The sequence below is a fragment of the Nitrospira sp. KM1 genome (assembly GCF_011405515.1).
In the GTDB taxonomy this organism is placed as follows: Bacteria; Nitrospirota; Nitrospiria; order Nitrospirales; family Nitrospiraceae; genus Nitrospira_C.
The window spans coordinates 3,976,949-3,989,427 of record NZ_AP022671.1 but is presented as its reverse complement, the minus strand read 5'-3'; the positions used below and the strand labels follow the sequence as shown (position 1 = coordinate 3,989,427).

Below are 12,479 nucleotides of genomic sequence, written 5' to 3'. Positions count from 1 at the left end.
ATGGGAATGATTTATAAGCGAGGTAACGTGTTTTGGATCAAATACTATGTAAACGGCCGACCGGTGCGAGAGAGTACCAGGACCGATATGCTCAAGGCAGCCGAACGGTTCTTGAAGGACCGAGAAGGGCGGGCTGTCATGGGTGCCCCTGCCCTGCCCCGAAATGAGAGAATTCTATTTCGTGAGGCCGCCGATGCCCTCACCGAACACTATCAAGTGACGGGCTCACGGCAGCTCAAGGATGCAGCCAGCAAAATGAAACCTGTCAAAGCCTTCTTTGGGCAGTATCGCCTACAAGCCGTCGATCAAGCGAACATCACGCGATATGTTCATCAGCGTCAGACGGAAGAGGTTTCAAACGCCACAATTAACCGAGAACTCAGTGTGCTTGGGAAAGCGCTTCGACTCGCGCATGAACGCGGGCAACTGTTGAGAATGCCACGCATTCACCTCTTGCAAGAATCCGCTCCCCGTTCGGGATTCTTTGAGCGGGCGGATTTTGAGCGAGTCTGCAGAGCATTGAAGAAGCGGCCCGATCTTCAGGCGGCAGTGACGATTGCCTATACCTATGGCTGGCGGATGCAAAGCGAAGTGCTGCAGCTGGACCTCGGGCATGTGGACCTCAACGCCGGCACCCTGCGGCTAGATCCGGGCATGACGAAGAACGGTGAAGGAAGAGTTGTGTATCTCACCCCGGCCGTCGCGGGAGTACTTGCCGAGCAGGTTGAGCGGGTCAAGGCTCTGTCTCGTAAGCTCGATCGTGTCATCATTCCCCTCTTTCCAAACCCTCGTCAAGGACGCTGGCAAGGGAACCGGCTTCGAGACTTTCGAAAGGCCTGGACGACCGCCTGTGCAAAGGTCGGCTTGATAGGCATGATCCGGCACGATTTCAGACGTAGCGCGGTGAGGAACCTTGTCCGCAGTGGAGTACCGGAAACCGTGGCGATGAAAATCACCGGGCACAAGACGCGCTCGGTCTTCGATCGCTATAACATTGTGAATGACGGAGACCTTCGCGAAGCTGCGAAAAAGCTTCACGGGCACAATTTGGGCACAGTCCCCTCATCTCAGGTAGACACGCCTCGCGTAAGTACGCTAAATTCCAGCCATGCCCCCGTAGCTCAGTTGGATAGAGCAGCGGTTTCCTAAACCGCGGGTCGCACGTTCAATTCGTGTCGGGGGCACCAAAATCTCATGAACTAATTCGCGAGCTTGCATGTCCTTGCCTGCTTGGTGAGACTGTTCGTAATATGCTCTGTTACCATTTGCTACCGCCAGAGACTACACGCACAGAGGCTGCATATTTTCGATAGACTCCCCCGCCTTTACAGGCGGGGTCCTTAATGCTTACGAGCGGGGCTCGTCCTGCTTCGCAGGACCTTGCTCTCACCCTGTCTTCACAGACGGTAACTCCCGCTGGTTAGACATCGTCATTCCATCGAGTCGATCAAACCACCATGGGCTGTCTTCCTCAGCCACTTTTCATGGGTCGATACAGTGAGTTCAATCGAGCTGTGTCCTAGTGCACTTGAACGCATGGAGCAGGCGTTTCGAACTGAAAACATTTCAGTCCTGACAAGGCATCACCACAAAGTTTTCGACTTTGTGGCATTCCGCAGCTACCATGACACGATAAATACATACAGTGGTCCCTGTCTATTTCAGTTCGAAGATGAGCAGGGCGAGTACAGGGGGAAGTAGGCCGACGAGAATCAGCCATTTCCCCCGCCGAGCAAGTCCATATCTACCCCGTAGAACGAACAGTCCGGTCAGACTGAGGAGAATGAGGATGAGCGCGAAGACATCGGAAGCCCACTTCCATCCTTGCAGGCGATTGAGGTGCAACGCATTCGCCTGGTATAGAAGGGGCCTCCTTGAAACTTTTTCGTAGGTACCGTGGCCAGTGGAAAAATTGAGGTGCAGGGAGGCGTTGTCATAGTAAATCTTCACCTGATCGGATGTCGGGAAATCATATATTTTATAGCTCTCCTCCTGCACCAGTCGTCCAAACTGCGCGATCCGTTCTTTCGTAATCTCTTTTCTGTCGTACGCGTGAGGGAGCGACACGGTCTGTCTTGAAATGACGAAGTCGGGATTCCAATCACCGATATGGTTGAGCGCGATGCCGGACAGGCAATAGGCGAGAATCAGGGAGGCGCAGGCGTACCCGATGTCTCGATGGACAGCCAGGTTGAGCCGCGCGAGTGTCTCGCGTTCCGGCCACCGAAGCCGGTGTCTCACCCGAGCCCACATCAGTGTGCTTGTGAGACTTTGATCTGAATCTTGTTGACGTATTCTTCGGTGACGCTGATGACCCATCGCTCGACGTTCACGTCCGGCAGGATGGAATCCGGCTTATAAATGACGCGCTGCTTGTTGTCGGGCACTTTGGCGATGCCGTCGCCGATGATTTTGATTTGGAACATCTCATCGTGGGCGACCAACACGGGGATGACGAGGGCCGTCCGCGCGCTCTTGAGTACCGTATTGATCGCGGCGGTCGTTTCCTCCGGCTTGTAGTTCGCGATGTGGCCGCACCAACCATAGGAATACCCTGCGATCCCTGTCTGCATTCTGACGAACCCCGCGACTTTGTCGAACAGCTCGACCCACTCCTTGTCGTACGTTTCGTCGCCGTAACCGATGAGCACCAGACCCTCATGAGCCGGATCCCGCGAAAGTGCGCTCACTCGCCTGAGCAGATTCTTCTGAAGAATATCGGTGAAATCGAGTGGCGGGGTGATGTGGGGTTTCGCGTTCGGCGTGTAACGCTCGATCTTCTCGATCTTCAGCTGCTGCATGGAGTGCGGATCTTCTTTCAACCCCACGATCGTCGGGATGTCGTCGAACGTGTGGGGGCTGACCGTCAGAAACACCGGCACGATGATGACGTCCGTAAATCCTTCTCGGTCAAATTCCTTCATGCGCGTGGCGATCGAGGGTTCCGTGTACTCCATGAACGCCGTCCTGATGCTCTTGACGGTCGAATGAGCAAGTATCGGCCCGGCGACCTGGGTTTCGAGGTCCAAAAGCGATTGACGCCACGTGGCGGATCGAGATCCGTGATTGACGAGAAGGATCCCGATCTTTCCCGTATCGGTAGGAGGCAAGGAATCGTTGGTCGCATGAGCTGGATACGGAATGACGGCCGTAAAAAGCGCGGATAATAAAACAATCATCGCAACTGCCATATGCCACCTCCTGTATGAATGATGAGCGCATAAATCGTCATCCGCATGCCGGCGTACTGCACAGGTGCGCCGGCGACTTGAGCTGCGGATCTGAGCCGATGCAGACCTCCGCATCGTCCTTGAGCTTCTGTGCAATCCGGAGATCGAGTTGGATTTTGGATGAGCGCGTTCTTGTTTGAATCGTTCCGGTTGAGGAGAGGGGCTTCAGTTTGAAGCCGACACCCTTGATGGTAATGAGTTTGCATAGAGAGTTGGGCGCGCGATCAAGCTGCTGTCGAAGGGCGTAGACGTGAACGTCCAAGGCATGTTCACCGATCGCAAAATTGGGTCCCCAGATAAAATGGACCAGTTCGCTTCGGCTGCATACCTCGGAAGGTTTGCTCATGAGGAGTCGAAGGATTGTGAAGGGTTTGGTGGAGAGCTTTACCTGTCGTCCGGCAATTGTCACCTCATGAGCATCGTCATCCAGTTCGATCGCCCCCACCTGGTAAATCCCTCGACGTACGTGCCCGCACCCGTCACGCCGAAGATACGCACGGACTTTGGTAACCAAAAGACGATGTCCGTCCCGCAAGTCGTGGATCCCGTCCAAGCCACGTTCCAGGTCCGCCACACAGTGGTTCTCGGTATAGAGAGAGCCGAACGGGACCACTCCCATCAGCAGTACATGCCGAAGCGAGGGATCTGTCCGAAGCATATCCCAATCGTGAATACGGTGATCCACCAGGATCAATACGAGCGACGCCGGGTCCATGATGGCGAATATCTCACTCGTGGTGCTTACTGTTCGGATGGCATAGCCCGCACGATGCAAATGCTTTTCAAGCGTTTCGGCAAAAGTCGCGTCGGCTGACAGCAAAACCACCAAACGTGCGGACCCTGGCCGATGCGCTTGGCACCCGTTCGGATCACAGGATTGCTTGCGACGTGAATCTTTCAGCAGAGGGGTTACCAACATCCCAACCAACGCGGTCATGAAGAGGGGCCCCGACGCTGGAGGAGAAGGAATCGGGACCACTTGAGGCCGGCTTTCCAGATCGGCGCCATCGTCGTGCCACTGCGACGGACTGAAATGCAACGAATCTGGCGACAGGGTGGCCTCGAAAGGGGCAGCGGGCAAGGCCGCCATGACGCGCCTGATTCGGTCAGGACATTCAGGACGCGAGAGGTTGATATGGGGCTTCCCGATGGCTTCGTACGCGCAATGACCGATATTCCACGTCCCGATCTCGGGAGAGGCGATGATCGCCGATCTATTTTCGTCTCCAGCCAAGGGCATCCTGGACGTGTTCGCCTCGCTGCTCGTTATGCCGAACAGGACGAGCATGCATGCCACTGAGAGATGATTGGCTGTCTGTTGCCACATACAATTAGAACGACATCGACATGAAAAATCGCACGTTGTACCCCATTCCTTCTTGGCCGATACCGCCGCCAAAGCCGTTGTTGAGGAAGTATTTGGTGTTGGTCAAATTGTCGACGGCCAGATTGAAGCTGAGCATGGGAATCGGCTGGTATGACGCGAACAGGTTGTGCAAGACGTACCCCGCCTGCGTGCCGACGCCGAGGCCGGTGTTGCAGGGTGTGACGACTTGCTCGGCAGTGCCGGTGATCACCAGGCGGTGGTCCACGGCTCGAAAGCGATACCCGTACTCGAGCCGATTGTTGAGAACGTTATGGCCCAATGAGAACACCAGCGAATTGCCGGGAATGTCGAACAAAGGACGCTCGCCGTCGCACACCTGCTTGCCGCGTATGGCGGAGATGTTCAGGTTGCTGAACCAGTGTTCAGTCCGGAGCCCCACCTCGAACTCCACGCCTTCCCGATGCTCCTTGCCGTCTTGCGTCACGTTCGTGCATAGGTCGTTGTTCCCCGTGGGCGGGCGGAGCGGCCGGCAGAGCGCTCCGCTTGCCGTGCGCGCCGAAAGCGACTCGAGGGTGTGTGTCACGTCGTTGCGGTACAACACCAGCTTGGCCGTGAACATATCGATGCCCTTGAACAGTCCGGGGTAGTTCAACGACACGCCGATCTCATGGTTGGTCGAGGACTCCGGCACGTAGAGATTGCCGCAGACGCCGGATGGGGGGGTGAGCGCGCCGAAGAACAAAAGGGAGCAGCGGCTGAACGCGCCCTGCGTGAAGTATTCATCGACGAGCGGCGGCCGGAATGCTTTGGCGTAGTTGTAGAAGAGGGTTACCGGACCGCCCATCACGTTCCAGGCGATGCCGGCGCTGGGCATGGTTTTCGAGAACTCGATGATTGGGCTTCTGCCTTCGGCCTGCAATGCATCGCGTGTCTCTTGCGCGGTGACTTCGACCTTGTAGGTGTCGTGACGGAGGCTGCCGGTGAGACTCACATGGCCGATGTTGATACGATCCTCGAGCATGTACGCAAAAAAGGATTTGGTACCTGACGGCTGACTGAGGTTGTCCACCGTACTCCACGCGGCTGTCCTGGGATTGAACTGATTGATCGTGGACGTGCGGTCATTGTGGTTGTACTGGACGCCGTACGTGAGCGCATTGCGCACGGGGCCGAAGCGCAGCGCGGTGGTGTTCGTCAGATCGAACGTCGCGATCTTGTAGTCGAAGAAATTCGTGGGGGCGTTCGGGACGAGCACGCCGTTCGCACTCTGCCGGTCGGAATCGGTGACGCTGGTGTCGGTGTAGCCGAACGCCCCTTTCAGAGCGATCCAAGGCGTGAGGGATTGCGAAGTCGGCGCGTATTCGAAATTACTGGTAGAGGTGCTGTCTGTCATGTCGCGCCGCACGAAGCCGAACACGCCCGGTACACCGATCGTGGCGTCGAAGGGCTGCAAGACGTCTTCCTGGAAATACGTATGCCCGAAGGTGATGCCGGCGCCGGGCCGCGGGCGGTACGAGACCTTGCCCAATCCGCTCAGGCGGTTGGCTCTGGTGTTCTGCAACTTCGTGCCACTCGCTGTCGTGATGTCGCCGGAGTCACGCCACGTGCCGCTGGCGAGCAGGTCGATCGAGTCGAACGCCACACCATAGGCGCTCGCCGATCCCATGAGTTCCTCATTGTTGGTGGACCACCCTGACTTGAGGCGCGCGCCTACGCGCTCTCCGGGCCGCAGGAAGTCGGCGGCGTCCTTGGTCCGCATCTCCACCACGCCGCCGATGGCGCCGGAGCCTTGCAGCGCACCCGCCGGCCCGCGCGTCACCTCGACGGCTTTCAACAATTCAGGCTCGACGAACACGCCGCTGCCGAAGCGGTACTTCTCGAAATTGCGCATGGCCCCGTCGATCTTCATCAGCACGTCTTCATTGTCGCTGAAGCCGCGGATGTTGAATTTCATGCCGCTGGCGAGCGGCCCGCCATCGACGGCGACACCGGGAACGTCCTGCAACACAGTGAAGACGTTGTCCGCTTGCCGGCGCTCCAGCTCCTTAGCCGTCACCGTGGTGCGCGACCGCGTTGGATCGACCTCGAAGCCCTCATATCTTCCCGTCACTTCGACATCTGCCATCACCAGCGTGTCCCCTGGATCCATGTCCGGTGCATCGCTGGGTTGATTCCTCGTGCCTGTTCCGGGAGCCTCCACGGTGCGTGGTTGCCGCTCTCCAATATTCTGCTCTCCGGTCACGGATCCTCCCAGAACGTCTGCCCTACTGCTGTTTGCCGCGATGTTCATGCCTTGCCTCTGTGAAGCCGAAAGTTGCGGCGAGGGCAGCGGACGTAGGTCCGCCGTCCAGCCCGCTCCTTCATGAATCAGCCATACGGGCAGCAGTGCGATGAATACCATCGCACGTCCCCATGATTTGTAGCTCATTCCGCATACACGCATGCGCATGGCCGCCCTTTTCAGGGGGCCATGCCAATGCGGACTGCGCTTTGAATCTTAGGCGCCTTGCAGCCTGCGCCGGGCCATCGCTGCTATTCCCACCAGTCCTGAACCCATCAGGTAGATTGCTGCGGGCAATGGCACGGGAGTCGGACCCACATCAAGGGACAGCTGGTCCAGGCTCACACTGGAACCGATGGCGTTCCAGTTCAGCAGGAACGATGATGCTGGAGCCACGTTCAGCCAGGACACCACGGCCTCCACCTCGTTTCCACCCATGGCACCACCGGCTGCCTGGTTGAACAGCTCCTGATAGGTGCCGGCTACGCCGTTCAGTGTGAAGTTGGTGAAACTGCGATTGAGCGTGGTGTCGAAGTTGCCCACCGATCCAATGCGCATATAGACGTCACGCGGTCCACCGGCCACATTACCGACGGTGAAATCGAACGCCGTCGGCGCGGCAAAGCTGTAGATATTGCCCGCCGTGCCGCCGACGATGAACGCGGTGCCACCTGAACCATTTTCCGACAGGTTGTAGGTGCCGCCGCCGAAGTTGGCGACGTCAGGATTGGTAGCGACAATGTTAGCCGCGGTCCCCGCGTCGTTGCTGAACGAGTTCCACTCAGCGTACAGACTGCCGGGCGTACTTTGCCGCGTCCAGCTCGATGGTGTGAAGGTATTGTCCCACACGCCCGCCGCGGCATACGCCGATTGGCCGGCGGTCAGCACGAGCCCCAGGCCGAGCATGCAGCCTGTAAATGTTGACTTCATACGATTCATTGCAAATACCCCTTTCACTGGGTTAGCCCGCACCGCCTCACCCAAAGAGGTCGGAGAAAGCCGGTATCTATTCAATGCATCAAGCAGCGGTCCCGCACCGCCTGCCATGTGTTTCTCGTGAACAAGTCCTTCTGTTCCTCCTTTCTCTATTGCCCCCCGGACGCCGGGGCAGCCGATAGATATGCACTCCGGCATGGTCCCTCGTGGCGAGGAGGCCGCCGATGCAGGCTCGTCCCTGGAACTTCAGACGGCTCGCTGTTGACGCCGAGCCATCGCTGCGATCCCCATAAGTCCCGATGCCATCAAGTAGACTGCTGCGGGCAATGGCACTGGAGCCAATGGACCCACGTCGAGAGAGAGTTGGTCCAAGCTCGCATTGACGCCGATGGCATTCCACGTCAACAGAAACGAGGAGGCGTCCGGGACGTTCAGCCAGGAAATAAGCGCTTCCACTTCCCTGCTACCCGCGCCGCCCGTGGCGGGTCCGTTGAACAGCTCCTGATAGGTGCCGGTTACGCCATTCAGTGTGAAGTTGGTAAAACTTTGATTGAGCGTGGTGTCGAAGGCGCCCAGCGATCCGATGCGCATATAGACGTCACGCGGTCCACCGGCCACATTGCCGACGGTCCATTCGAACGCCGTCCCGGGGCCGGAAGCCCCACTCCTGCTGATGTTGCCGCTGCTGAAGATGCTCCCGGCACCGGTTGTTTCCAGCAGGCTGTAGGAGCCGCCGCCGAAATTGGCGACATCAGGATTGGTGAGGGCCGGAAGAGGAGCAGGTGTCTGCGGACCAAATGTGTTCCACTCGGCGTACAGACTGCCGGGCGTACTTTGCCGCGTCCAGCTCGATGGTGTGAAGGTATTGTCCCACACGCCCGCCGCGGCATACGCCGATTGGCCGGCGGTCAGCACGAGCCCCAGGCCGAGCATGCAGCCTGTAAATGTTGACTTCATACGATTCATTGCAAATACCCCTTTCACTGGGTTAGCCCGCACCGCCTCACCCAAAGAGGCCGGAGAAAGCCGGTATCTATTCAATGCATCAAGCAGCGGTCCCGCACCGCCTGCCTGTACGTCACGAACATGCGGGCTTGCTAGACCATCGTTTCCTCATTTATTGCTGCCTCCGGAACGCCAGGGCAGTCGACCACGAAGCGATACTGTTTGCCACAATGAATGATGATCTCCTTCTGTCCGCGCTTGAGGAGACGGATCTCCACCCGCATCTCCGCGTACCCGTCATGTGTAATGAGCTCGTCGTAGAGCGCAAAGAGGCGCGCCTTGACGTCTGTGTTATCTACGCGTGCCGACATATGTTGTTTTTATCCCTTGCGTGCCTCGAACAATATTGATGACCAATACGGCCAGTCGTATTCCGGCAGCCCCCCATTTGCCCTCGCCGACATCCGTACATATCTCCGCTCATTCCGCAGAGTTGAGCGAGGAAGGGTCAGTCACGTGTGTACGGTGGCTTATGAGCCATCTGTCAGCAGGCATTACATCCAATGACGTTTCCTTCCGGGTCATAACCGAGGAAGAATGTTGAATCCTCTCCAGCCCACGACGGTGGACGCTCATCGATCTGTCCGCCGAGCTGCCTCGCGACGTTCCGACGCTCTGCAATATTCCGAACCGCGAAGTTCAGACGTATGGCACCGGACTCTCTCCGGTGCGGAGGAGCGGCGATTGCCATCAAAGTGGCCGTCTCGGCGGGTATCTGATGAATCACCACGCTGAAGCCCGCGCAGTTCAGATGTGTGTGGCAGGCATCTTGATTCGCTACAGACGCGTCAAGGACTCGAGTGTAGAACTCGGCGACAATACGGTGATCCTTCGCGAACAGCACTGCGCTTACTGGTAACATGACAAGTGTCTTCCTTCGCTTACAGCGGTCATGCCTGCGAACTTCGATACGGCATGAGTAATGACGTCTAGGGCTGCGCAGAGGCGGATTGTTCATTCTTGGAATGGGTCAATTCAGCCGTCACGCGTGTCAGACCGTCCTCCAGCCAGCGGGTCATGATGGGATCGACTAGTCCCTTCTCGTTGATTTCGTAGGTCAACCCGTTGAGCATCTTCTTATAGGGACCGGATCCGTAGAGCCGGTTGGCAATGACGAGGACCCGCCCCTGTTTGCCGGCTTCTTCGATCACTGCGCGTACTTCAGCGACCGCTTTCTCCCGTTGTTTGGGCCAGTCCTCACGGACGGTCAATGCTTTGACGGCCCTGAGTTGTGCGCAATGAGGATCCTGTCGCAGGCGTTCGATGTTCTGATTCATCACGGCGAGCCATTTGTCGTTACCTTCGTCGGTGCCCTCGCCGTGCGCCACGAGCAACACGGTTTCCTTAGCGGGGTCTGTGCTCACCTCGGCGATTCGTTTGTGGAGGATGAGAGCGATGTCCGGGTTCTGCTCATATCCGCCGAAGGTGGAGAAGAGCGCCGCGGTTCTCACTTGATGCGGAGGGGCGGCGTGGTGATCGTGCCCGCCGTGGCCGCCCGACTGGGGATGGTGGCTGAGGCCGAGAATGTAGTCCGTGAGCGATTTCATGTGGTGATCCAGGGCATACATCCGGACGAATACGATGCGCGTCATACCGCGCTGTTCCAGCCGTGAGACGGCTTCCTGAATAATCTGCGGGTCGGCCATGCCATACGCCATTTCGATGGGATATTTGGACATGAGCGGTTTGATCGTTGCTTCGACCGCGTCATTCCATGGCTGCGTGGACCCGTGCGGCATGATGACGACCCCGATCTTGTTTGCCGCCGCCGGAGTTTCCTTGTTCGCAGTTTTCTTCAGCCACAACAGCGCATTCGGATGTGGCAGCAATTCAACCGGCTTATAGACGACATGCGTGTTCTTGAACTGGGCATCGAGCCACGTGGTGAGCGACATGGAATGATCGAATTTGGGTCCGATAAAGGCAGGAACAAGGAGGGTCCGCCCGTGCTTGGCCATCTGGGCGAACATATGATCTTTGATGTCCTTGTTTTTGTGTTCTGCGTTCGGCGCTTCACGGTCGTAATACACGACCGTTTCCGCCTCTCGAAAATTTTTATAGCGCTTGACATATGCCAGGAGCTTGTCCAAATCGGCTTTCAATGCTTTGTCGTTGGCGTCATCTGTCGCGCCGGTTCCGACGAGAATCAACCGCTCCGACTCGGGATGCTCGCTCAGGGCATCGACTCGATCCAGGATAATCTGACCGATGAGGTAGTCCTGCCCCATGGCCGGAGCCCACCGTATGGGAAGGCCACCAGCATAGACGGGCATCAAGGGCTTGACACGGTTAAGGAGCGGATCGGCCTCGGAGAGAAACAAAGGGATCGCTATGATCTCGGTGGCGCCGGCCTGCTTCAGCTCCTGAACCGCTCTGGTCAGGTAGACGGCATATTCACCCTCTACTCCGGTGTACTCTCGCCCGACTAATCCGAGCGCAGCCGGATATGATTGCTTGAATTCTTCCACGAGCGATCGGACTTCCTGATTTCCAAGAAAGCCGCGGTCGGGCGCGACCACGATAAATCCGACCTTTGCCGGCGCTGCAACGGCAGTTGGAACCCAGCCGGCAAAGAACACCAGCGGTGTGAACAGCAAGCCTAGAAGCATCATGAGGTACCTTCCTTTCGTCAGCGTTCGGATCGATACTGAATGGGCACCATCACCGCCACTTGGGGCTTCCCGATGTCGCGCTGCAGGTGAATCGGGAAGGCTCGGTGCATCAATTGGATCGCTTCGTTATCGAGGATTTCGTATCCGGAACTTTCGACCACCCGTGCATCCAGCAAGCTGCCATCGTCCTTGATCGTGGCTCGGACGACCACGCGCCCCCCCCAACCCTGCACGCGGGCTAGATGCGGATAGGTTTTCAGACTTTCGACACGCCGTCGCAGCGTAGCGGTCAGCCAGCTATAGTCCGATCGCGACGAAGAGGTTCGTGTCATAGCTGACTGTTGATTGCCGGCGGCGGTAGCACTCTGTGCATTCAGGGATTCGGCTGCCTCGTTTTGCGAAAGACTGCTTGAATCGGACGCATGGGCGCTGGATTGTGTCGACGGAGGAGGAATTGGAGAAGCCTGTTGCTCTGTCGCCGCCTGATCGGAGCTTGCAGTTTCGAGTGTGGGTGGCGAGGGATTCGCCGGCGTATCGCCGGTAAGCTCGTCGGTGGTGTCGGTAACGGTCTGCTCTTGCACGGTTTGATAGGGAGGCGGCGGACTCTGCGTATCAATCGGTGTCGAGACCGTCGGGTAAATACCTTCGCGATCTGGTTCCGTGCGTGGCTGAGATGGCATCACCGGTTTAGGCATCTCAGCTGTTCGGGATCTCGTCATCGGCCGGGCGATCTCCTGTGGCGGGTCCGCGGCTATCGGATTGGCGTCGAGCGGTTGGACGGCCGGCATGAGAGTGTCTAGCGGCTGCTCAGCCGCATTGTTCTGTGCGAGTTGAGAAGAAAACTCCGGTTCGGCCAGTTCAGAGTCAGGGGATTCGTTTTCGGATGCCTGCCCCGACGTGGAGGGAGAAGACGGCTCCGATTCGACCAAGAGAAAGTCGAGGGGGAGCGGAGGAGGTTTGACATGCGCGTGTAAGTCGCGGAGGAGCACGATGGCGCAGACCATGGCTACAGCATGAATGCAGAACGAAATGGTCCATGCTCTGAGAGGGAAACGATGTGATGGTACGCCCGCGATATTCACGATCAC

Annotated in this window: 11 protein-coding genes and 1 tRNA gene; 2 read left to right on the top strand and 10 right to left on the bottom strand. The window is 57.8% G+C overall.

Features of this window, described 5'->3' with window-relative positions; genetic code table 11:
* Together W02_RS22285 and W02_RS18745 are read left to right on the top strand one after the other, a co-directional pair.
* On the top strand, window positions 1–1,149 hold the full coding sequence (locus W02_RS22285; protein WP_173051551.1) for a site-specific integrase: 1,149 nt from the start codon (window positions 1–3) through the stop codon (window positions 1,147–1,149).
* Window positions 1,111–1,187: transfer RNA gene (locus tag W02_RS18745), tRNA-Arg, on the top strand. The genes W02_RS22285 and W02_RS18745 overlap by 39 nt, the downstream gene beginning before the upstream one ends.
* A 469-nt stretch (window positions 1,188–1,656) precedes the next feature.
* On the opposite strand, the gene W02_RS18740 is transcribed toward W02_RS18745, so the two are convergent.
* The 10 genes from W02_RS18740 to W02_RS18695 all read right to left on the bottom strand — a co-directional run bounded on the left by W02_RS18740 (window position 1,657) and on the right by W02_RS18695 (window position 12,479).
* Window positions 1,657–2,241 (bottom strand): PepSY-associated TM helix domain-containing protein, encoded by a 585-nt coding sequence (locus W02_RS18740; protein ID WP_197742068.1) that lies wholly within the window; start codon window positions 2,239–2,241, stop codon window positions 1,657–1,659.
* Between the two features lie 11 nt (window positions 2,242–2,252).
* Window positions 2,253–3,191 carry a sirohydrochlorin chelatase gene (locus tag W02_RS18735; RefSeq protein ID WP_173050522.1) on the bottom strand — a complete coding sequence of 313 codons (939 nt, stop codon included), beginning with the start codon at window positions 3,189–3,191 and terminating at the stop codon, window positions 2,253–2,255.
* Window positions 3,192–3,228: 37 nt separating this feature from the next.
* Entirely contained in the window at window positions 3,229–4,557 is a 1,329-nt protein-coding gene (locus tag W02_RS18730; RefSeq protein ID WP_173050520.1) for a response regulator transcription factor, read from the bottom strand.
* A gap of 4 nt (window positions 4,558–4,561) precedes the next feature.
* Window positions 4,562–6,958 carry a TonB-dependent receptor domain-containing protein gene (locus W02_RS18725; protein WP_173050518.1) on the bottom strand — a complete coding sequence of 799 codons (2,397 nt, stop codon included), beginning with the start codon at window positions 6,956–6,958 and terminating at the stop codon, window positions 4,562–4,564.
* A gap of 96 nt (window positions 6,959–7,054) precedes the next feature.
* Window positions 7,055–7,885 (bottom strand): VPLPA-CTERM sorting domain-containing protein, encoded by an 831-nt coding sequence (locus W02_RS18720; RefSeq protein ID WP_173050516.1) that lies wholly within the window; start codon window positions 7,883–7,885, stop codon window positions 7,055–7,057.
* 135 nt (window positions 7,886–8,020) lie between these two features.
* Complete coding sequence (locus tag W02_RS18715) at window positions 8,021–8,740, bottom strand: VPLPA-CTERM sorting domain-containing protein (RefSeq protein WP_173050514.1); 720 nt, start codon at window positions 8,738–8,740, stop codon at window positions 8,021–8,023.
* A 131-nt stretch (window positions 8,741–8,871) separates the two neighbouring features.
* Window positions 8,872–9,090: a hypothetical protein gene (locus W02_RS18710; RefSeq protein WP_173050512.1), complete on the bottom strand. Its 219-nt coding sequence runs from the start codon at window positions 9,088–9,090 to the stop codon at window positions 8,872–8,874.
* Window positions 9,091–9,263: 173 nt separating this feature from the next.
* Window positions 9,264–9,641: a VOC family protein gene (locus W02_RS18705; protein ID WP_173050510.1), complete on the bottom strand. Its 378-nt coding sequence runs from the start codon at window positions 9,639–9,641 to the stop codon at window positions 9,264–9,266.
* A gap of 67 nt (window positions 9,642–9,708) precedes the next feature.
* The gene (locus W02_RS18700) at window positions 9,709–11,391 is read right to left on the bottom strand and encodes a sirohydrochlorin chelatase (RefSeq protein ID WP_173050508.1); all 1,683 of its coding nucleotides are present in this window, start codon (window positions 11,389–11,391) and stop codon (window positions 9,709–9,711) included.
* 17 nt (window positions 11,392–11,408) lie between these two features.
* Window positions 11,409–12,479: an energy transducer TonB gene (locus W02_RS18695; RefSeq protein WP_173050506.1), complete on the bottom strand. Its 1,071-nt coding sequence runs from the start codon at window positions 12,477–12,479 to the stop codon at window positions 11,409–11,411.